General features: G+C 66.6%; 8 protein-coding genes. 7 read left to right on the top strand and 1 reads right to left on the bottom strand.

Annotated elements, in window-relative coordinates; genetic code table 11:
* Nucleotides 1-348: 348 nt before the first annotated feature.
* The gene (locus V9K97_RS25720; RefSeq protein ID WP_337321575.1) at nucleotides 349-1,551 is read right to left on the bottom strand and encodes a tyrosine-type recombinase/integrase; all 1,203 of its coding nucleotides are present in this window, start codon (nucleotides 1,549-1,551) and stop codon (nucleotides 349-351) included.
* A 940-nt stretch (nucleotides 1,552-2,491) separates the two neighbouring features.
* Between V9K97_RS25720 and V9K97_RS25725 the strand changes: the two genes are divergently transcribed.
* From V9K97_RS25725 to V9K97_RS25755, 7 genes are all read left to right on the top strand, one after another.
* The gene (locus V9K97_RS25725) at nucleotides 2,492-3,382 is read left to right on the top strand and encodes a LysR family transcriptional regulator (RefSeq protein WP_337321577.1); all 891 of its coding nucleotides are present in this window, start codon (nucleotides 2,492-2,494) and stop codon (nucleotides 3,380-3,382) included.
* Between the two features lie 392 nt (nucleotides 3,383-3,774).
* A complete protein-coding gene (locus V9K97_RS25730) occupies nucleotides 3,775-4,416 on the top strand; it encodes a hypothetical protein (RefSeq protein WP_337321579.1) in 642 nt (213 codons plus the stop codon).
* A 150-nt stretch (nucleotides 4,417-4,566) separates the two neighbouring features.
* The gene (locus V9K97_RS25735; RefSeq protein ID WP_337321581.1) at nucleotides 4,567-7,482 is read left to right on the top strand and encodes a beta strand repeat-containing protein; all 2,916 of its coding nucleotides are present in this window, start codon (nucleotides 4,567-4,569) and stop codon (nucleotides 7,480-7,482) included.
* Between the two features lie 194 nt (nucleotides 7,483-7,676).
* The gene (locus V9K97_RS25740; RefSeq protein ID WP_443304234.1) at nucleotides 7,677-14,954 is read left to right on the top strand and encodes a hypothetical protein; all 7,278 of its coding nucleotides are present in this window, start codon (nucleotides 7,677-7,679) and stop codon (nucleotides 14,952-14,954) included.
* A 2-nt stretch (nucleotides 14,955-14,956) separates the two neighbouring features.
* A complete protein-coding gene (locus V9K97_RS25745; RefSeq protein WP_337321585.1) occupies nucleotides 14,957-22,195 on the top strand; it encodes an Ig-like domain-containing protein in 7,239 nt (2,412 codons plus the stop codon).
* 2 nt (nucleotides 22,196-22,197) lie between these two features.
* A complete protein-coding gene (locus tag V9K97_RS25750) occupies nucleotides 22,198-23,103 on the top strand; it encodes a response regulator transcription factor (protein ID WP_337321587.1) in 906 nt (301 codons plus the stop codon).
* An 89-nt stretch (nucleotides 23,104-23,192) separates the two neighbouring features.
* Nucleotides 23,193-23,372, top strand: coding sequence for a DUF3606 domain-containing protein (locus V9K97_RS25755; RefSeq protein WP_126747474.1), 180 nt, complete (start codon nucleotides 23,193-23,195; stop codon nucleotides 23,370-23,372).
* Nucleotides 23,373-23,380 lie beyond the last annotated feature (8 nt).

Raw genomic sequence — 23,380 nt, forward strand, 5'->3', positions numbered from 1 at the left:
CGGAGCAGACAGAAATCTGAGCGAGCGTCGATTGAGCAGCGCAGATCCGTCCTCCTTGCTGCGGCGGTAAGGCGGATTAATGCGCTGCCGGATGGCTCGATTGCGGCGCACAGCAGACAATCAGCGGGCCACGCCGACTGACCGCAACCAGTCTGAACCAGAAGTTCGAGAGCGGACTCTTTCGTGCCCAGCGATTCCATGCACTGCAGCAACTGCGTAAACCCATGTCGCTGCAGGGATTGGATCTAGGATTTGGAGATATCGGGCCGCTGTTGATCTGCTGTTGTAGTTGCCTTGGCGGCGTAATTCAAGGAGCAGCTCTTGGGGGCGCTGCCGTCTTGGCAAGGTTCACAGCTCGTTCCTTTGGTGGTCCAAATAGTCCGCCCACGCTTGCAGCATTGACCGGCGCTCGTCGTGATAAGCATGTCGGTTGTAGGCTGCACGCACTCGATTCACTGGCGCATGAGCGAGACAATGTTCAATCACGTCGACGCTCGCCCCCAGTTTGTTGAAATGCGTACTGAACGCAGCCCGCATGCCGTGTGGGGTGCTTTCGCCACCGTAACCGAGACGTTCCAGAACAGCGTTGAGTGACCGATTGGCCATCGGCCTTGTCGGGTCAACGCGGTTGGGAAACAGATGAAGATGTTTGCCGTCGGTGTCTTTTCGCAATTCCTGGAGCAATTCGACAGCTTGCTCCGAAAGCGGTACCCAGTGTTCCTGTTTTGCTTTCATGCGTGCGGCCGGAATGGTCCATGACTTTCCTTTCAGGTCAAACTCCTTCCATTCGGCCCCGATGACTTCATTCTTTCGGCAGGCTGTCAGAAGAACCATCAACATCGCGATGCGGGTCTCTGGATTGATCCGCGACGCATCAAGTGCGCGCAGAAAATTTCCCATGCGCTCTGAAGGCAGCGACAGGTGGTGCGTTGACCGCCGTGTGGCGAGTACTCGGCGGGGCGGAGTGGGGTTTGCCGTAAGCAAACCAACATCGATTGCGTGCTCAAAAATTGCGTCGAGATGGGTGCGCAGATTTCTGGCTGTCTCGGGGGCGCGTTTCTCCACATTGGTCAGATGAGCGGCTAGCTCCGCGCGCGTAATGCTCGCAACCGGTCGACTCTGAAACTTCGGAAGCAAATCATTCTTCAGCTCGCGCTCGCGTTGCTTGATGGTTGCTGGGCGTAGCCGGCCATCTGTCACCAAGCGCCACGATGCGGCCAAGTTGCCGAAAGTCGATAGATTGGTCTGGAGCTTTTCGCCCTGCCGATGGTGAACGGGATTGATGCCATCCGCGACGAGCTTGCGAGCATCTTGGTGCAGCTCACGTGCGCGCTTCAGTGTTGTGTCGGGGTAGCGACCCAAAGCCAGCAGGCCTTCGATTCCGTTCAGCTTGAAGCGGTACCGCCAAAGCTTTGTACCGCTTGGCTGCACAAGCAGGAACAGGCCACCGGGCTCTACGAGCTTGTAAGGGCGCGGATTTGGCTTGGCGTTTTTTACCCGCGTTTCGGTTAGCGGGCGGCTGTTTTCGCGAAGGGGTATTGCGGTAGTCAAGGTGCTGTGGCGGGGTTCCGTACCCACCAGCATACCCACAAAATGCTCGGCTACCAAGGAAGTGCGCCAAGATGCAAGGCCGCACAGGAGTGGATGTAAGTTGTTGTTTTATAAGGTATTTATCTCGAAGGCGGACATTCAAAGAAACTCAAGAGAGTCCAAAATACGGTCAATGCACATTGCAGGTGGCTATTTTCATCAAACGCTACGTTGTTGATTTCGGAGGGCAGCCTTGCGGCATGGCGTGGGTTTGCATTTGTACCCGACTGCATACCCTGCTTGGGGTCGCTGCGCCGTCGGTAGCGGGCTTGGCGCCGGGTGGGGCGAACTTTACCCCCGATATTTTGCGGATGGCCCGGCCCCAGCGCAGTGGGGATGGCCCGCAGACCGGCATGCATCGTCGAGGTGCATCTCGCGTCGCCGGGGTTGTCTGACAACAGTTGCGAATCCGCACATCTATGTGGCGAGATTGCGGAAAAGTTCTCAAAACTGACCCGCATTGGCCTTGTTACAGTTGTTAAGATTTAGCCATGCTTTCATTTTCTATTAACACCATTTTGGTGCAAGCAACAATTCGGACGACCCTGGTCGTGCGGTAACTCTGTACCTGCCGGCGAAAAGAATCGCCTGCAATCTCATTTGAATATAAAAATCGCAAGCTGGTGGGGCAGCGGCGTTGGATGAGTGCGCCTGAAAATATTTAATTCCAACTAAGAATTGGATTGGAAAAAGTGGCGCAGATTGGATCGACCTGGGTCGGAGACAAATAAAGCGGAAGGTTTATTGAGTTTTGGAGGGCGCTGGCTAAAGTGGTTGCACGTCGGTGCAGTTGCTTGTTATCGCGGCCTGATCGGGGAAGAGCTTTTTTTGTCGAGCTGAACGACTCTTGTCCAACGTGGAGGTTGGGCACGCGGGAGTTCCGCTCAGGTTCGGGGGAATCATGGATCTGTTGATGTCGGATGTGCGGCTTTTCGTGAAGGCTGTGGAGGTAGGAGGGCTGACGCAGGCGGCCGACGCGCTGAGCGTGCCCAAGGCGTCTGCGTCCCGGCAGCTCAAGCGGCTGGAGGCCCTCGTCGGCCATACGCTGCTGCACCGGGGAGCGGGCCACTTCGGCCTGACGGGGGAGGGGAGAGAGTTCTTTTCCACGGCCAAGGAGGTTCTGGAGGCGGTCGACCAGGCCCTGTCGCAGCTCTCCAACACCAATGAAGCCCTCACGGGCCAACTGCGGATCTCGGTTCCCGGATATGTCGGCCGCGAGTTGCTCTCGGCCCACCTGTCGGGCTTCATGGCTGCGCACCCGCAGCTAAAGCTCACCGTCGACGTAGGCTCCGACCGGGTGGACCTGTTCCGCGAAGACACCGACGTGGTCATCCGGGTGGGGCTTGAAGGCTGCGAAGACCTCGTGGCAAGGCGCATCAAGAAGCAGCCCCTTGTGCTGTGCGCCACACCTTCATACCTCGAGCGTCATCCGCAGATCCAGACGGTCGACGACCTTGCGGGGCACTACTTTTTGACCAGCGGCCCGGAGCGGCACGCCATGGAAATGGTCATTCCGGGCGTCGATCGGGAGTACATCGTCAGGGCCGCGGGCGTGTTTCGCGCCAACGATCCGGAGTTGCTGCTGAGGCTTGCCTGCTCGGCCGGCGGCATCGCGCTGGTTCCACTGCTCTGTGCCAGGTCGGCAATCCAGGGCGGCTCCCTGGTAACGGTGCTGCCGTCCTTCGAATTGACGCCGGAAGAGTTGAATCTGATGTATTTGCCCGCCCGGCGCAATACCCGAAAGATCAGAACCTTCGTCGATTTCATCTTCAAGGCTCTAGAGCAAGCCTGATTCGGCTTTTTTGCCACAGCTAAAGCCCTTCGCGGGCTTTGGTGGCTTTTCACGTCCCTTCTTTTTGCGGCGCCTTCAGCCGGATTTATGCACGTCGATTGCAGGGATGGACTTGCGCGTTCCAAAGTCCTTCCACGTGGTCGTCGGAAAAATCACAGGCGAGTTGTCGAAAGTGGAACTGCCGATCTCATATTTGACATCCGGATTTGGCATTCGCCGCAGGCAAAATACTTGTTGGTTACAAGTGCAAGCAGGCGTATTTATTTTCAATAATTAATTTCTAAAAAATGATTGCGGGTATGAATCAATTTATTAGAAATATTTCTGCGTAATTCTTGTCCTCGCCGGCAATTGCTGTCGGCCTGCCGTGTGTTCGTTGAACTGGAGCAACCATGCTTATACAAAAACTGACTCAAACTCTTCTGCGCAAGGCCGCCAGGCTGCCCGCGCTGGCTGCAACCTTCGGCGCAGGCATGCTCGCCGTGGCCACTCTGGCGGCGCCAGCTTCTGCGCAGCCTGCCGCTGCCCGGTCGGCCCCCGCTGCCGACAAGACCGTGTCCGTTGCCTTGACGCAGTTCAAGGTGGTGAAGGGCGCCGACGGCAAGGAGCAACTGCTGGACGCTTCTTCGGTCAAGCCCGGCGACGTTCTCGAATACCGCGCGACCTACACCAACAACACCGGCAAGACGGTGTCCGGCCTGGTCGCCGATCTGCCCATTCCTGAGGGGCTCGAGTACCTGCCGCGCAGCGCCAAGCCCGGCGCCGCGCTGGTCAAGGCGGCCACCAAAGACGGCGTCTACGCCGCCGAGCCGCTGGTGCGCAAGGCCGCGAACAACAAGGCCGAGCCCGTGCCGTACAGCGACTACCGCGCCCTGCGCTGGACGCTCGGCCAGTTGCCCGCCGGAGGCGAAGCCGCCGTAACCGCGCGCGCCAAAGTCGAAGTCGTGGTTCCGCCCGAGCCCAAGACCTCCGCCCTCGCTCCGCAGGCGCCACCCGTTGCCGTGCAGTCCGCTGCGGGCGCGACCTCGCGCTGACCGGTCGGCGGTGGTTTGCCTCCTGGCTTTTCGTTTTTCTGTTTCCTTGATCCCTTTGCTATTGCGCGCAACCCGGCCGCTGTCTTCCGTTCGCGGAATGCCTGAGCCGGGTTTTTTTTGTTCCTTTTTTGACAACCGAGGAGAAACCACGTGAGTCCCACCTTGCCAACCCGGCGCATCGGCTTCAGGCCGAGAGCCACATGGGCTGGTGCCGCAGTTTTGTCGCTGGGCTTCCTGTTTGGAAGCTCGAGCGCACTTGCCGCGCCGCCACCCGCCAACACCGTCATCGGTAACCAGGCTTCGGCCACCTATTCGGATTCGTCCGGCACCACGCAACTGGCCACCTCCAACCTGGTGCAAACCACGGTGCAGCAGGTCGGCTCGTTCACGCTGGACACGTTCAACCAGGTCACGACCACGATCGTCAACACCAAGCTCGGCGCCGCAGGCTCGGTGGTGTACGCACCGCACATCTTGACCAACACCGGCAACGGCTCGGACACCTTCACCATCACGGTGGATGCCGACAACGATGCCTTCTCGAAGGTCGAGGTCTATCCCGACGCCAACGGCGACGGCATGCCCGACAGCACCACGCCGCTGTGTACCGCCGCGCCCGCCGCAGTCTGCAGCGTGCCCGCGCAGACCGTGCCCGGCAACAACGGCACGTTCCAGTTTGTCGTGGCCTACACGATCCCCGGCACGGCCACCACGCCGACCACGCCGTTCGACACCGCCACCATCACGGCCACTCCGGGCACGCCGGCGCTGTACACGGCGCCGAACACCTCGGCAGCGGACAAGGACCAGGTCAACCTGACAACACAGGCCGCCTTCGGTGCCACCAAGTCGATTGGTGTTCCAGCAGTGGCGGCTCCCCCCGGCGGGACCTGGCCGCTCGCGAGCACCGGTGGTCCGCGCTCGTCGTCGGCTTCGTGCTCGACGACCTGGGGCGCAGGTATCGCTTCCAGCGACACCTGCAAGTACACGGTCTACACGCTCACCTTCAACAACACCGGCGGAGCGCCTGGCAAGTTCGCGCTGTCGGACACGTTGCCATCGGGCTTCACCTATGTCGCGGGTTCCGCCGTCTGGAGCAGCGCTCCGGGCGTAGCGCTCGGCGACGGTGCAGGCGGCGATCCGGCGGGTATCGATTTCCAGGTGGCCGGCAGCACGCTGAACGCCGTCGTGAACTCGCTCGGCCAGAACGTGACGCAGACGATCAGCTTCGTGGTGTTGGTGAACAACACGGCTGTGGTCGGCACCTCGACCACGACCAACGTGGGCCAGTACAACCCGACGGATTCTCCGACCGCCACCGCAACGGCGATCGGTACCCTGGGTTCGAGCACGAACCCGGCGGCCTACACCGTCGTCGCCAGCTACGGCCTCGTCGTGGGTACCAACCCCTCGACCGCGGCAACGGCAGTCGACACGGTGGCTGGCACGCCCAACGGCACGGCGGCTGACACGACCACGCAGCCCTCGGTGGTTGCAGGCGGCAGCGTCAAGTTCCCGCAGACCGTGTTCAACACCGGTAGCGGCGTCGACAGCATCAACCTGAGCATCGCCAACGGCACGTTCCCGGCGGGCACGACCTTCCTGCTGTTCGCGGCGGATGGCGTGACGCCGCTGCTCGACACCACAGGCGACGGCGTGCCCGACACCGGCCCGATTCCGGTCGGCGGCAGCGCCAACATCGTGGTGCAGGCCAATGTTCCGGCCAGCGCCACGGTGGGCTCGGGCCCGTTCAACGCGGTCCTGACCGGCCGCTCGGCGAATGACCCGACCAAGCTCGACGCCACGCTCGACCAGGTCACCATCGTGGTCGGTTCGCTCGTCGACCTGACCAACAGCGCAACCGGTACCGGCTCGGGTTCGGTGGCAGGCGGTGACTTGGGCCCAGGCCCCAGCCCACAGCCGACCACGACCAACAGCACGCCTGCGGGCACCGGCACGATCTTCACGCTGTTCGTCAAGAACAACGATGCGGGCGGCCCGGCAACGCAGACCTACACGCTGGCGGCCAGCCAGTCCACCGGCTTCCCGGGCACGCTGCCGGCGGGCTGGACGGTGAAGTTCGTGGCAGCGGGCGGTACCTGTGCCGCCGCGGCCATCACCGACGTGACCGTGGCTCGCGGTGCGCAGCAGCAAGTCGATGCCTGCGTGACGCCTCCCGCCACGCAAACGCCTGTGACGGCCCAGCCGATCTACTTCCGCGTGCAGTCGACCGCAGTGGCATCGACCGGCGTGCTCGTGTCCGACGCCAAGCAGGACGCAGTGACCGTGACGACGGCAGCAACGCTGGGCGCCACGCTCACGCCCAACAACGTCGGTCAGGTCGCTCCGGGCGGCACCGTCGTCTATGCGCACACGCTGACCAACACCGGCAACCAGAGCTGCGGCGCGTACACGCTCACGGCCACCGTGCCAGCCGCCGACGCGGCGCTGGGCTGGACCACCGCGATCTACCTCGACGTCAACGGCGACGGCCAGATCGATGCGGGCGACACCCTGGTGACCGGCCCCATCGCCGGCCCGCTCGCGGCAGGCGCAACGCAGAAGCTGCTGGTGCGCGTGTTCGCACCGGGCGGCGCCAGCGCCGGCGCAACCGACACGACCACCGTGACGGCGACGTTCACCGACCCAGCACCGAACTGCGGCACGCCCTCGGCCACCGACATCAGCACCGTGATCACCGGCCAGATCCGCGTCCTCAAGACGCAGGCTGCCGACATCGCCTGCGACGGCACGGCTGACGCCGCCTTCGCTGCAACGCCGCTGTCGCTGAAGCCCGGCCAGTGCATCGTGTACCGGGTCGTTGCGACCAACGAAGGCACCGCGCCGATCACCAACATCGCGATCAACGACGCAGCACCTGCGTTCACGAGCCTGACGGGTGCCACGCAGCCGCCGGCGCTCACGCAGTGCGTCTCGACCGGCGTGACCGGCACCGCGCTGGCCTATGCCCAGACCCCCACGGCGGTGAGCTGCGGCAGCGCGGCCAACACCGTGGCCCCGGGTGGCTCGGCCACGCTGACCTTCGCAGTGCGAATCGACCAGTAACACGCGATTGAGTCGCCGGCGGGCCTCTCCAGGCCTGCCGGCTTTACGCGAGGCGCCGCCTTCACGGCTGCGCTTCGCCTTTTTCCCCTGCTGCTTTTCGGCGCGTGTGCCCTTGCACGCGCGCATGGCAGCGGCAGAGGAAAAAGACCCAGGTATTCACGGCCCCAGCAGGCGCCGACGGAAGGTTAAGCGGAGTGCAATTCTTGTCTGACTCATTGATGGGCTGCTGCTTGCAGCGATGGCGCCGAGCCGGCGCCACGCTCGCGATCGGCCTGGCGCTGTTGCTGGCGCTCCTCCTGACGCTGTTCCTGGCGTCCACCGTGCATGCGGCACCCGCGCCCGGTGGCAGCGTCATCCGCAACGTGGCCAAGGCCAGCTATGTGCCGGCCGGCTTTGCGCAGACCGAAACCTCCAGCTCCAACAGCGTGGTGGCGAACGTCCTCGCGGTCGAGGCGCTGGTGCTCACGCAGGACCAGGCCGTCAACCGGCCGCCCGCCACGGTGGTCACGCTGAACCACCTGCTCACCAACACCGGCAACGTGCCTTCGAGCTATGCGCTGGGCTTTGCCAACAACGTGGGCGGCTGCGCGGCCGACACGCTCGACCTTTCGACCCTGCGCGTCGTGCGCGACATCAACAACAACGGCGTGGCGGACCCGGGCGATCCGGTGCTGCCGCTCGGCGCACCCGGCGCGCTGGCGCTGCGCCCCGGCGAAACGGCCTCGCTGCTGGTGCAGGGCACGGTTCCGGCCACCGGTGCCGGCGTTGCCTGCGCCGCGCTCACGGCGACCACCGCGTTGCAGAACCTGAGCGCCACCAATCGCGACACCGTGACGGTGGGCGACATGGCGGTGATCTCCATCACCAAGAGCGCGAGCTACCCCGGTGTCATCGTGCCGGGGCAGACCCGTATCGACTTTTCGGTCTCGGGCACCAACATCGGCGCGCGCGATGCGCAGCCCGCCAATGTTGCCGCGCCGACAGGCACGCCGGTGCTCGTGAACGGCGCGCCCACCAGCCTGGTGCTGGTGCGCGACCTCATTCCCGTCGGCACGCAGTACATCGCCGGCACGCTGCAGAGCACCGCCGCGGGCGCGGTGCGGCTGTTCCGCATGCCGGGCGATCCGGCCTTCAGCTACCGCACAGCGGACGACGCCGCGGCCGTCGAGGTAGCAATCGGCGTGCCCGCGGCCGTGTCGCGCAACGCCTCCATCGCCATGCAGTTCGCGGTGATCGTGCGCGCGGACCAGACCGGCGATATCCGCAACACCGCGCAGAGCTACTACAACGACGGCACCGCACCGGTGGTGTCGCCGTCCAACACCGTGCTCATCACCACCAGCCAGAGCCGCATCGGTGTGGCAAAGACCGCCTCGACGCCGCGCGCAAACCGCGGCGCCGACGGCCTGCTCGACGGAACCGCAACGGTGCGCTTCAGCGTCGACGTGCGCAACTACGGCGCCGTGTGGCTCTACGGCGTGCAGGCGACCGACCTGCTCGAAGGCAGCGGCGCCAGCCAGTTCGGCAGCTACACCAGCGCGGCCGTACCCGGCGCCAATCAATACACCGTCGTGCCCGGCTCCATTGCCATTGCGGGCAACCAGGGCAACGGCACGAGCGGCACCGTGGCCGCGGCCAACAACTCGTTCACCGGCACCGCCGCCGCGCAGAACCTGCTGGCGCCGGGTGCCGTGCTGCCGGTCGGCGCGCAGGTCACCGTGCAGTTCGACGTTCGCATCAACGTCAACGGCCGCACCGGCATGCTTCTCAACAGCGTGCGTGCGCAGGGCGCACTCGCGCCCGGGGGCGCGCCGGTGGCTTTCGACGATTCGGTCGACGGCACCAGCCCCGACCCGGACAGCGACGGCAACCCGAACAACAACACCGCACCCACGCCGGTGTCACTGCAGCTTCCGTCGCTGTCGCTCGCCAAGAGCGCGTCGCTGCCGCGGCGCGTGGCGCAGGGCGTCTACGAAATCGACTACCGGCTGCTCGTCACCAACACCGGTGTCGCCCCCGCACCCCACGTGCGCGTGATCGACAACCTGAACTGCACCTTCGACATGGACAAGCCCGAGGGGCCCGTGGCGTCTTGGGAGCTGGTGAGTGCGCCTAAGGCCCGCAGCGGCCTGCTCAACCCCGCGGGCAGCTTTACCGGCCGCGCCGCCTGCGACCGCGAGGCGCTCGCGAGCGCCGACGCCTTCAGGCTGCCGACCGAGGCAGTGCTCAGCCTCACCGACGGCAGCCGCGGGCTGGAGCCCGGGCAAAGCGAAGAAATCGGCTTCACCGTTCGCCTGACCCAGAAGCCCGGCGCGGGCGACCGCCGCGTGGCCATCAACAACAAGGCGTGGGCGGCTGCGTTCGACCAGAACACCATCAACGTTACGCCCGCGATGCTGGTTGCGGCCACCGCCAACTCGGTGCAGTCGCTGCTGGCCGACCCGGCCGGCACGGTCTACAACGCCGTCACGCGGGCGCCCGTTTCCGGCGCGGTGGTCACGTTCACCCGGCAGTCGTGCAGCAGCGGTTCGGTCACGCCGATGACCGCGGCTGAAATCTACGGCGGCTCCTCGGACACCTACACCTTCAATGCCGACGGCAGCGTGTCGATGACGACCGGCGCCGACGGCAGCTACCAGTTCTACCTGCAGTCGCCGCCGGCCACGGGCTTGTGCACGTACTCGCTGCACGTGGTTCCGCCGGCCGGCAGCGGCTATGTCTATCCCTCGCAGTTGATCCCCGTGACGGCCGGCACCTTCGGCAGTTGCGGTCCGGTGGTGCCCGGTGCGCTGCCGCCCAAGGGCGCGGAGCCGACCACGCACTATTTCTCGGTCACGTCCGGCTTCAACGCTTCGAACGAAGCGTGCGACGTGGTGCACAACCACATCCCGCTCGATCCCGGCAATGTGCTCGGCCTGGTGCTGCGCAAGGAAGGCAGCAAGCGGCAGGTCGAGTTCGGCGACTTTCTGGACTACGCGCTGACGGTGACCAACAAGACCGGTACGCCGGTGACCGGCATCTCGATCAGCGACAGCCTGCCGCCGGGCTTTGCCTACGTGAGCAACAGCGCGCGCCTGAACGGCGCGGCCACCGCCAACCCGGTCGGCGGCGCGGGCCCGAAGCTGGTGTTCAACTACCCGACGCTGACGCTCGGCGTCGACCAGATGGCCATGGTGCGCTACCGCGTGCGCGTTGGCGTGGGTGCGCCCACCAACGGTGACGCCATCAACCGTGCGCGTGCCTATTCGGGCCCGATGCAGTCCAACCTCGCGAACTGGACCGTGCGCGTCACGGGCGGCGTGTTCTCGGACGAGGCCTTCATGTTCGGCAAGGTCTACATGGACTGCAAGGCCGACGGCAAGCAGGAGGGCAGCGACGAGATCGGCGTGCCCGGCGTGCGCCTGTTCATGGAAGACGGCACCAACGTGGTCACCGACGTGGAGGGCAAGTGGAGCCTCTACGGACTCAAGCCGCTCACCCACGTGCTGCGCGTGGACCAGACCACGCTGCCGCCCGGCGCCCGGCTTGAAATACTCGACAACCGCAATGCCGGCAGGCCCGAGAGCCGCTTCGTCGACCTGAAGAAGGGCGAGTTCCACAAGGCCAACTTCATCATCGGCAACTGCGACAGCCCGGCAACGCTCGCCGACGTGGTCGCGCGCCGCGCGGCCATCGCCGCCATTCCGGACACCGAGGCCGAAGCCCAGGTGCGCATGCGACTGAATCCCGAAGGGCAGATCGTTCCCGTGGGCGACCTGCGCTCGCTGCCCGCCAGCGGCCAAGCGCTCGCGAGCGGCAGCACCGGCTCGACCATGACCACGTCCGCACCGCTGATCGCGATGCCCGATGCGCCGGCCAACGCGAGCAGCTTCGTCGGTGCCGCGTCGGGCAGCATGAGCGGGACGCTGGGTACCGCCGCATCGGCCTCGCCCACGCCCGCCGGCAGCCTGTTCGCAGCGCTCAACGGCTTGCCGGCCGGCGCCCAGGGTGCATCGGCCACGGGCGGCACGGCAAGCGGCGTCGGCGCGTTCGCGAGCCGGCCGGTCAACACCTCCGCCGCCATGCTGGAGCCGCGCAGCGCGCCGCTGCTGCCCGAGGCGGTGCCCAGCCCCATCGAGCTGGAAGTGTTGCTGCCGCAGATCGAAAGCAATGCGCTCGGCTTTCTCGGCCTGAAGGACGGCGACACCGTTGCCGGCCAGTCGATCAACGTGCGCGTCAAGGGCGAGGCCGGCCTGGCGTTGCGCCTCACGGTCAACGGCCAAGCCATCGACGGGCGGCGTGTCGGCAAGAAGACCCAGCTGCCGTCGAAGAGCATCGGCGCCTGGGAATACATCGGCGTGGTGCTGCAGCCCGGAACCAATCGCCTGCAGCTCGATGCGGTGGACGATTTCGGCAACGTGCGCGGCACCGAGCAGATCGGCATCGTCGCGCCCGACAAGCTGGGCGGCATCCAGGTCGACCTGCCCGAAACCGCTTACGCCGATTTGCGCACGCCGGTGGCCGTGAAGGTTCGGCTGGTCGACGCGGCCGGCGTGCCGGTGACCGCGCGCACCCAGCTCACGCTGGAGGCCGACCGCGGCCGCTGGTTCGACGAAGACCTGAACCCGGCCGAGCCCGGCACCCAGGTGTTCATGGAGGGCGGGGCCGCCGAGTTCCGGCTGCTGCCGCCGGGCGAGGCGGGCGATGCGCGGATTCGCGTGACCGCGGGCAGCTTCGTGAAGGAAGTGCGGCTTGCGCTGCTGCCCGAGATGCGCCCGATGATCGGCGTCGGCCTTGTCGAAGGCGTGCTCGACTTCACCAAGCGCGGCAGCGTGCCGCTGGGCGCCATGCCCGCGGGCGCGGCCTTCGAGGCCGAGCTGACGGGGCTGACCGACGAGCGCGAGAACCGTCGCGCGGGGGCCCGCGCCGCCTTCTTCTTCAAGGGCACCGTCAAGGGCGAGTACCTGCTCACCGCCGCCTTCGATTCCGACAAGGCGCGCAAGGACCGCCTGTTCCGCGACATCCGACCCGACGAGTTCTACCCCGTGTACGGCGACTCGTCCGTCAAGGGCTTCGATGCGCAGAGCACGCAGAAGCTGTACGTGCGCATCGACAAGAACCGTTCGTTCCTGCTGTACGGCGACTTCACCACCAGCAGCAGCACCGAGGTGCGCAACTTGAGCCAGAGCAATCGCGCACTCACCGGCCTGAAGCACGTGTATGAGACGGCCAACGTGCGTGCCACCAGCTATGCGTCCCGCACCGCGCAGACGCAGCAAGTGGAGGAGTTTCGCGCCGTCGGCACCTCCGGCCCTTACTACCTGAGCGCGACCGGCGGGGAGTTTGTCGACAACAGCGAGCAGATCGAGGTGGTGGTGCGCGACCGCAACCAGCCCGACATCGTGCTGCAGCGCACGGCGGTCACGCGCTTCGTGGACTACACGGTCGAGCCGCTCACGCGCCGCGTGCTGTTCACGCGTGCCATCGCATCGGTCGACGCCAATCTCAACCCGCAATCGATCCGCGTCACCTACGAAGTCGACAGCGGCGGCCCCAAGTTCACCGTGGCTGGCACCGACGTGCAGGTCAAGGTGGGCGAGCGCCTGCAGGTGGGCGTGGTCGCCAGCACCGACCAGAACCCGGAAAACCATCGCAAGCTGCGCGCGCTCACGGCCGTGGCCCGCCTGGGCGACAACACCACGGCCGCGGCCGAACTGGTGCGCACCGAGTCCGACGAAAAGGGCAAGGGCGAGGGCGGCCGCATCGAAGTGCGCCACCAGGACGAGAAGCTCGCAGTGGTGGCGCTCGCCAGCAAGACCAGCACCGGCTTCGACAACCCGGGCGCGAGTTTCTCGGCGGGCCGCACCGAGATTTCGGGCCGTGCCGAATACAAGATCGACGACAACACCGCGGCACGCGCCGAAGTGCTCTACAGCAAGGACGCACTGCTCGAAGGCGACCGCAAGGGTGCGAGCGCGAGCCTGCGCAAGAAGCTGGACGACAACGTTGTGGCGGAAGTCGGCCTGCGCCACGGCCAGAGCAACAGCGGCCTGGCCTCGGGGTCCGGCTTCGACTACGGCGAGATCTCCACCTACAACGGCAACCTCGGCAGCCGCGTCGGTGCCGGCAACGTCACGGCGCTGGGCGCCGCCGCCACGGCCAACAGCAGCGCCGAAAGCGAAAGCCTCACCACCGTGCGCGCGCGCCTCTCGGCACAGGTGCCCGGCGTGCCGCTGGCCCAGGTCTTCGTCGAGGGCGAGCAGGACCTGAAGGATTCCGACCGCCGCACGCTGGCCATCGGCGGCAACTACGCGATCACCGACAAGACGCGTGCCTACGCGCGCTACGAGCTCATCTCCAGCCTGTACGGCGATGCGCAGCTGGACGCCACGCAGTCCAACAACGTCGGCATCCTCGGCATCGAGAGCAACTACATGGACGGCGGGCGCATCTACAACGAGTACCGGCTCGCCGACAGCGTTGATGGCCGCAGCGCGCAGGCAGCCATGGGCGTGCGCAACACCTTCAAGCTCACCGATCGCTTCAGCCTGACCGGCGGCCTGGAGCACACCCGCCAGATGGGCGGCTACACCAACAGTGCCAACAGCGGCACCGGCTATGCGGGCGGGCTGGGCGAATCCACCGCCGTCACGGCCGGCGTCGAATACCTGACGGACAACTACAAGCTCAGCGGCATCCTCGAAGGCCGCAAGGGCGACGACGCGAACACGCGCCTCTTCAGCGCCGGCTTCGGCTACAAGATCAGCCCCGCGTGGAGCCTGCTGGCGCGCAGCGTGGTGAGCGACAGCGAAGGGCAGGGCACCAACAGCGGCAACGAGCGCCACCTGCAGCGCCATCAGATCGGCTTGGCCTACCGCCCGGTGGACAGCGACACCTGGAATGCGCTGATGCGTTATGAGCGCCGCTCGGAACGCATCGTGGGCAACGGCAACGCGGCAGGCGCGCTGACAGGCGGCAGCGCCTTCGGCAGCGGGTTCGGCAACGCCACCTTGCCGGGCAGCACCAGTGCGGACATTCTCTCGGCGCACCTGAACTACAACCCGGAGCGTGGCAGCGTTCTAAGCGCGCGCTACGCCGGAAAGATCTCGCGCACCGACGACGGCTTTTTGGCCAGCAGCTACTGGGCGCACCTGCTGCACGCGCGCTACACCCGCGACCTCGACAAGGACTGGGACTTCGGCATCCAGGCCGGCCTGCTCTACGGCAAGGGCGGCTCGCTGCAGAAGACCGCGGGCGTGGAGCTCGGCTACCAGATGGCGAAGGACCTGTGGATTTCCGCCGGCTACAACTTCGTCGGCCTGCACGACCGCGACCTCACGGCCAACGAATACACCAGCAAGGGTGCGTACATCCGGCTGCGCTTCAAGTTCGATGAAACGGGGCTCGGCTTTCCGTCGGCCGGCGCGGCTGCGCCGCCTGCGTCTGCCTCTGCGCCCGCATCTCCAGAAGAAAAAACCAGTTCAGAAAAATGAACATGCAAAGACTCAAGAACACGCTGGGCTCCATCGCGGGCACGGCACGGTGGTGGCTCCTGTGCGCGGCGTGGCTCGTGGCCGTGCCGCTTTCCGCGCATGCGCAGCAGGTGCTCAGGCCGCAGACCGGCACGCTGATCAACGGCACCATCGTGGGCGTCAATGCCGGCGGATCGTGGCGGACCTCCTGCATCACCGGTTTTCCAACCGGCCTGACGATGTGGGAGCGCTATCACGGCGCCACGGTCAACGGCACTTTCGCCAACCTCACCGGCGGCTTGCGCGCGTACGAACTGCGCTGTTCTCCGTTCACGGTGACCGAAGGCGCGGCCGCCGCGACCATCACCTGGGGCGCGCCGGCCCAGCGCGGGGTTGCAGGCCGTCCCATCGATGGCATGACGCGGCGCGGCCCGCAGGCCTGCCCGGCCGGCACGGTGATCGCGGTGCTCGGCGGCGTCGACCGCATGTTCAATGGCGGGTCGGGCAACATCTATCCGACGCAGATCACCTTCACCTGCCGGCCGGTCTCGGTGGTGGCGGGCGACTGGTTCCGCGTGGCGGCCACCGGGGGCGCGAGCTACACGCTGGGCATCACCACGAACGACGGCGGCACCGGGCCCGGCTCGGCGGTGCCCGGCCCCGTGCGCGCCCCGCGCACCGTTTGCGCCTATTCGGCTACCAACACCTGCAACGGCCTGGAAGACCTCGGCGGCGGGGAATTGATCGACGGCTTCTCCGGCGTGCGAAGCGAGTTTCCGGACGCGCGCGTGTCGCAGCGCATCAGCTTCGTCAACTACGCGTGGAGCCAAGCGCTCGGCCCCAGCACGAACACGGCCACCTGGCGCCCGACCGCGGGGCGTTTGCCGTTCTATCCGCCGACCGTTGCCAACAACATCGCCCGCTACCAGGACAATTACGAGAGCTATGCATCGGCAGGCACCAGCTACAGCGGCGGTGCCGTGGCGCCCAGCGGGGTCAGCGCCTACAACTTCGTCAGGACCGGCACCTGCACCACCTCGCACACGCTCGCAACGCAGGAGGACTACACCTGCACGAACATCATCACCGGCCGGCCCGACCTGCAGGTGCGAGTCACCGTGCCGCCGGACGCCTGGACCAGCCACGGGCAGGAACGCAACGTCAGGCTCACGGCCAAGAACTTCGGCCCGGGGCGCACCACGGCCACCGACAACTCGACCGCGATGCTGGTCCTTCCCGCCGGATGGAACACCGGCACCTTGCCCGCGAACTGCGCAAAGGCCGGCTCGCCGGTGGCGGTGACCTGCCAGCTCAACCCCACGCCGCTCGCAGGTTCGAGCGGACCGGGCATGACGGACGGCGGCGAAGTCAGCTTCGACATTCCCGTGTTTCCCCAGCCGACCGTGGCGGCGGGCAGCTACCCGGTCGTCAATGGCGCCCGGGTTTGCGTCCAGGCGGCATCGCCGGGCAACCCGCACTACTGCACGGTGCCCAACGATGCGACCGTGAACAACGACGACGGCATTGCGGTGGATGAAACCGACACCATCGTCCTTGCCTATCTCACGCCGCCGCTGATGCCGCCGCGCGTCACGACCACCGTGGTATCGAACGGCGGCGTGGGTTCCTTCGCGTTCACCGGCACCAACGATGCGGCGCCTGTCAGCCCCATCGTCACGACGGTGGCCGGCCAGGGTGAATCGGGGCCTACCAGGGAACTGGCGGTCACGCGGAGCGCAACGTTCCTGCAGCAGGCCGTACCGCCCGCTGGCTTTGCGCTGCGCGCCATGTCGTGTACCGGCATGGCCCCGGGCGGCACTGCAACCTACGACCTCGCGCTGCGGCGCGTGACCCTGGATGCGGCCGCCACCGACTACGGCGCCAACATTGCCTGTACCTTCACCAACACCCGCGTGGTCGTGACCGTCAGCAAGGTGACCGAGGGCGGAACGGGCAGCTTCTCCTTCACTGGCTCCAACGGCTTCGCCGCGCAGAGCATCACCACCTCCGCGGCCAACACGCCGGAGGAGGGCGATCCATCGGGCCTGACCACCGTGGGCGCCGCAACCACCATCACCGAAGGTGTGCCGCCCGTCGGCTGGCGGCTCAAGGGCATTGCCTGCACGGGCATGGGAGCGGGCGGCACGGCCACCGTCAATCTTGCGGCACGTGCCGTCACGCTGAACGCGGCGGCCACGGCAGCCGGCAGCAACATTGCGTGTACCTTCACCAACACCAAGCTGCCGACGATGACGGTCAGCAAGGTGTCCATCGGCGGCACGGACAGCTTTGCCTTCACCGGCACCAACGGCTTCACCGCCACCAACGTGACGACGGAAGACGACGGTGTTGCCATTGCCGCCGCGGAACAGGTGCTCACGGCCGCGAACACCGCCACCAGCATCACCGAAAGCGTGCCGCCGGTTCCCTATGCCTTGACCGGCATCAGCTGCACGGGCATGGGCCCGGGAGGCACCGCCACGCCGAACCTGGCCACGCGCACCATCGCGCTCAACGCCGCGGCCACCGCACCGGGCAGCGACATCAACTGCACGTTCACCAACACGGTCCAGCCGCAGCTCAAGCTGGTGAAGACCGCCGGCGCCTCGAGCTTTGCGGTAGGTGTGCCGTCGAGCTACACGCTCACGCTGAACAACATCGGCCCGGTCGCAACCACCGCTGCCGCGACGATCAGCGACACCGTGCCCGCCACGCTCGCGCTCGGCACCATGCCCGCTGGCTGCAGCGCAAGCGGGCAGGTCGTGAGCTGTACCGTGCCTGCGGGGCTTGCCGCCACCACCGGCACTGCGGCCTTCGTCATTCCGGTCACGCCCTTGCCGGGCGCCTCGCCGAGCGTGGCCAACACCGCGACGGCCACCGGCGGTGGCGACCCGTTGTGCAATGCCACGGGCAACTGCACGAGCAGCGTGACCACGCCGGTGCTGGGCGAACCCCGCATCACCCTGCGAAAGACCAAGACCAATGTCACCGGCACCCACACCTTCGGCTTCACGCTGACCGGCGTTACCAACCCGACGGACAGCATCGCGGTGACCGCGCTGGCCACGCCGCAGCCCTCCGCCACGGTGCACGTGGGCAAGCCGGGCGTCGAGGCGACCGTGCAGGAGTCGAGCGTGCCCGCGGGCTGGCCGGCCAACCCGGTGTCGGTGTCCTGCCTGGACTCCGCAGCCGCGACGAGCGGCAACCCGACGACGCAGCTGGCCATACTCAACGGCAACACCGCAACCCTGCCCGCGAGCGTGATGCGGCCCGCCGCGGCCATTGCCTGTACCTTCACCAACACGGCCACAGCGCGCATCGCGGTGGACAAGACCGCGTCCGCGACCGCGGGAGCCGGCGGCAGCATCGTCTATGGCCTGAGCTTTGCCAACACCGGCCCGGTGGCCACCGGCACCACGCTGGTGGTGAGCGAGCAATTGCCGCCCAGCGTGGTGGCCAACTCGGTGGTGCCCGGTACGGGTGTCACGTCGGTGAGCTGCGGCTCGCTGCCGAGCGCTCCCGGTGCGCTGCTCAACTGCACCATGACGCTGCCCGCGGGCGGCATTCCGGCAACCACGGGCGTGCGCGGCTTCACGATGAACGCGACCGCGCCCATCGTCGACACAGGTACCGTGCTGACCAACTACGCCAGCACCAACGTGAACGGCGCGGGCTTGCCGGTGACGGCGGCCGGCGCCGGCTGCGTCTCCAGCGGCACGGTGAGCTGCGACAGCGCACAGACCGCCATCGTGGTCGGCCCCGCGGCCGGCAGCCAGTCGGGCGTGCGCATCGTTACCGACAACCAGCTGGCCAACGGCACCGCGCAGGACGTGCTCGAAGCCTTCATCCGCGACGAGTCCGGCAACCCGGTCCAGGCCGGCACGGTGGTGACCTTCGGCGCCACGCCGAACGTCGCGTTCAACGGCGGCGCTGTCGGCGCAGCCGGAAGCTGCACCACCACGGCGGCAGGCCTTTGCCAGGTGAGGGCTACCAGCACGGTGGCCGCGGTCTACAGCACCACGCAGGTCACGGTGGGCGGCGCTGTGCTGAGCGGCAACTTCAGCGTCGGCGAAGACAGCTACCTGCCGAGTCCGCAGCCCTACAGGTTCGGCAGCCGGCCGACCGTGACCATCCGCAAGACCTCGCTCGGCGGGGTGGGTACGTTCAGCTTCACCGGAAGCAACGGCCTGGTGGCGCGGAACATCACGACTACCGTGGCCGGCACGCCGGTCGCGACGGCGGTACAGACGCTCACAGCGGCAAATATCGCCACCACCATCACCGAAGGCGCGCCGCCTGCCGGCTATGCGCTGATCGATGCCTCGTGCACCGGCCTTGGCGCCGGCGGATCGGCCTCGCGCAACGGACGCGTGCTCACGCTCGATGCGGCGGCCACCGCGCCCGGCAGCAACATCGTCTGTACCTTTACCAACGCATTCGACGCGAACCCGCCACCGCCGCCCGTTGCGCCGACGGTGATGTGCTCGACCAACGCCGCGGTCTTCAATACCGGGTTCGACGGCCCCGCCGGCCCGCCGCTGGCCACCGGGCGCGATCCGGTGTGGGAGTCGGGCGTTGGCACCGCCACCGGCGGGCCCGGCAGCGTTCCCACCTGGGCGCGTTCGTATATCGGGAACAAGGCGCCGGCCAGTTGGATCGCGTCTCCCTTCGGCAATGCGAACTGGATCTCGCAGTACCCGACGAACCATGCAGGCAGCGTCGACGTCTACCACCGGTTCACCTTCAACATGGCGCCGTCGGTCAATCCGGCGAGCTTCGCGCTGAAGCTGGACTTCTATTCCGACAACTCGGTCGCGGGCGTCTACATCAACGGGGTGCTGCAGAGCCTGCCGGGCGTGCCGCAGGGCGGCGCCACGCCCTACACCTACGGAGGTTTCCAGGCAGGCACGGGAGCCAGCACCACGCTGGCCAACAACTGGCAGTCGGGTTCGAACACGGTGGTCGTCCACGTCAAGAGCGGCGCCCCCGCGCAGGGCTTCCTGGCCCAGGCCACCACCAGCGCGCTGTGTGCGCCGGCGACGGTCAACCTGCAGAAGAACACCCTCAACGGTGCCGGCGGTCCCTTCACCTTCAACCTGACCAACACCACGCAGGCCAGCGGCACGGTCAGCACCGTTGCCGCCGGTACGCCGGCGCAGGTGGACGGCAACACGGCTGCGGCGGGCGTGCAGACCTTCAGCGCCAGTGCGAGCAACAGGGTCATCAGCATCACCGAACCCGCGGTGCCCGGCTGGCATCTGACCGGTGCAAGCTGCACCGACGCCGGAGCACCGGTCGGCAGCCTCGGCACCGGCGCGAGCGGGCGCACCTACACCATCCCCGCGACCAGCGTGCAGTTGGGCAAGACGCTGCAATGCGTGTTCACGAATTCCGCCTCGGCCACGGTGACCATCCGCAAGGTGTCCCTGGGCGCGACCGGAACCTTCGGCTTCAGCGGAAACAACGGCCTCGCGGCGCAGAGCCTCACCACCACCGCGCTCGGCACGCCGGTCGCGGGCGCCATCCAGACCCTGGCGGTGCCGAGCACGGTGACGACCATCACCGAAGACCCGCTGCCCACCGACTACGCGCTGACCGGCGTCAGCTGTACCGGCCTGGGCGCGGGCGGCACCGCCACGCCCGACCTGCCGAACCGCAGGGTGACGCTGGATGCGGCCGCCACGGCGCCGGGCAGCAACATTGCGTGTACCTTCACCAACACCTACACGCCGCCTTATCCGCGGGTGCAGATCGTCAAGACCACCATCGGCGGCAGCGGCAGCAACCTGTTCCGCTTTGCGCTCAGCGGCCTTTCGGTGGCAAGCGACAGCATTACGGTGGTGGGCGACGACAGCGTGGAGGGCGCAGCCAATATCACCGGTTCGGCCGGTGTCGGTGTCACGATCAGCGAAACCTCGCCGCAGGGTTGGCCGGCCAACCCGGTGAGCGCCAGCTGCGTGGACTTGAACAGCGCCACCCCGGCCGCCACGTTCGGCACGCTGACGGGCAATCAGCTGGCCATTCCCGCGGCCCACATGGTTGCTGGGGCGGCCATCACCTGTACGTTCGTGAACGGCTATCCCAAGAACGTGACCGGCCGCGTCTTCCTCGACAACGGCACGGCGGGCGGCATTGCGAACGACGGACTCATCAATGGCGGCGAGACCGGGCTGAGCGGCATCGGCATGCGGCTGACCGACTGCGCGGCAACCACCTTCTCGACCGCCGTTACCGACGGCACCGGCAAGTACGCGCTGGCCGTGCCCTTCACCATCGGCACGGGTGACGCGCTGTGCGTGGAAGAAACCAACACGGTGTCGCGCATCTCCACCGGCGCCTCGCTGGGCGTCGTGCAGTTGCCCTCGGGCCAGGCCGTGACCAACACAAGCATCGCCTACACCTACACCCGCGATGGCACGCCGGACCGCATTGCCTTTACGTGGAACAGCAGCGGCCACGCGGATCTGAACTTCGGCGACGTCGACCGCAACACGCTTGCCACGGACGGCGCCAAGAACGGCCTTCCGGGCAGCACGGTGAGCTACCCGCACACCTTCACCGCCCGCACCGGCGGCGAAGTGAGTTTCGATATCTCGAACTCCGTGGACACGCCTGCGATCAGCGGCTGGAGCGGCAAGATCTTTGCCGATACCGGTTGCACCGGCGCGATGCAGGCCGGCGCGGCGCTGCTCTACCCGCCGGCCGCGCCGATGACAGTGGTCGCCGGGCAAAACGTGTGCATCGTGATGCAGGAGTTCATTCCCGCCAACGCAATGAGCGGCTACAGCAACACCAGCACCGTGCAGGCCAGCTTCGTCTTCACCAATGCCAGCCCGGGCCTGAACGCCACCTACACGGTGACCGACATCACGACCGTGTCGACCAGCGCACTGGAGCTCCGGAAGGAAGTGCGCAACGTGACGCAGGGCGGCAGCTTCGGTATCAACAACCAGGCCAAGCCGGGCGAGACGCTGGAGTACCGCATCACCTACACCAACAATGGCACGACGCCGATCAGCGGCTTGACGGTCAACGACACCACGCCGCAGTACACCGCGTTTGCCGGCGCGCAGGCGGACACCACGCCCGCCACGCTCGCAAGCTGCCAGAAACACACGCCCGCCAATCCGCCTCCGGCAGCAGCCGTGGATTGCGGCGCCGCGCAAACGGAGGGGGGAACGGGCGCGCTGAGCTGGAAGTTCACGGGCCCGCTGGACCCCGGCGCCTCCGGAACCGTCCTCTTCACAGTCAAGGTGAACTGAACATGAGCAATCCAATTTCAAACGTCGTGACCATGAACCCGGTGGATGCCCGAAGCGAATTCGCCAAGGGCTCCGTGCTGGCCGCCGAAGCAGTCAACGACAGCAGCGAGTCGGGTGCCCGCACGACGGCGGCATGGCACCGTAGGGCCCTGCAACCGATGATGTTCGTGCGGCCCGAAGGCGCGCGTATCGCAGTGGTCGACCCCGAGCTGCGCACGCGCGAATACGCACGGCGCGCCGTCAGGAGATTCGGGCACCAGCCCACAGCCTTTGCGAGCACCGCCGAGATGGCCGGCGCAGGGGCTGCGCCCACGCTCAAGTTCGACATGGTCTTTCTGGCGCTGGCAAACGACGCCGAGTCGTCCCTGCTGCAGCTGCAGGAGGTCAAGGCGCTGGTCGGGCACCGCACGCCGGTGCTGTGCCTTGCTTCGCGCAAGCAATTGCAGTCGCTTTCGGATCTGCACTGGAACGCGACCAACGAAGTGATCGTGAGCCCGACCTCGTTCGTCGAGTTCTGCTGCGTGGCTCGCATGTTCATGCGGCGCTTCGGCGTGAGCGTGCCCGACGCCGACCCGACGTGGGACTGCTATCGTTTTTCTCTCACGAGCGACGTGGTGGAGGTATCGGGCGAGAGGTCTCAACTGCGTGCGGTCGAATTCGACCTTGCGCTCGAGCTTTTCTGCCATGCGGGCCACACGCTCACGCGCGACTGGTTGTATTCGTCCGTGTGGGACAAGGGCGAAGACACGCAGTCGCGCTCTCTGGACGTCAGCATTTCCCGCCTGCGGCGCACCCTGGACCTGAAGGCCAACGGCTGGGACCTGCGGGCCGTGCAGGGCCTGGGATACCGGCTGGAGCGGCTCCATGGAAAGAACCGCGCCACTGACTCGCCCGGCGCGCGTGTGTAGAACTTGTCCTGCAAGAACCATGGAAGGCGACCGGCAAAGCGTGTTTTTCCGGCGGTGAAACTGCCGTCTCCAACAACCTGGAGAGCCCGATGCCGGACGATATGGAGATTCGCGTTCCGCAGAACGACGAGCACATCGACATCACCGACCTGAAAGAGGTCGACTACTGGACCAAGTGGTTCGGCGTCAGCGAAACGCGGCTCCGGTTGGCGGTGGCATCCGCGGGCACCTACAAGGACGACCTGCGGGTCTACCTTGGCCTTCCCTGAAGAGCAGC

It is taken from the genome of Variovorax sp. CCNWLW186, assembly GCF_037203865.1.
GTDB lineage: Bacteria > Pseudomonadota > Gammaproteobacteria > Burkholderiales > Burkholderiaceae_C > Variovorax.

Bases quoted from the DNA above. Each gene is read 5' to 3' on its own strand.
- V9K97_RS25725 (WP_337321577.1), top strand. From the start codon at position 2,492: ATGGATCTGTTGATGTCGGATGTGCGGCTTTTCGTGAAGGCTGTGGAG.
- V9K97_RS25730 (WP_337321579.1), top strand. From the start codon at position 3,775: ATGCTTATACAAAAACTGACTCAAACTCTTCTGCGCAAGGCCGCCAGG.
- V9K97_RS25745 (WP_337321585.1), top strand. From the start codon at position 14,957: ATGCAAAGACTCAAGAACACGCTGGGCTCCATCGCGGGCACGGCACGG.
- V9K97_RS25750 (WP_337321587.1), top strand. From the start codon at position 22,198: ATGAGCAATCCAATTTCAAACGTCGTGACCATGAACCCGGTGGATGCC.
- V9K97_RS25755 (WP_126747474.1), top strand. From the start codon at position 23,193: ATGCCGGACGATATGGAGATTCGCGTTCCGCAGAACGACGAGCACATC.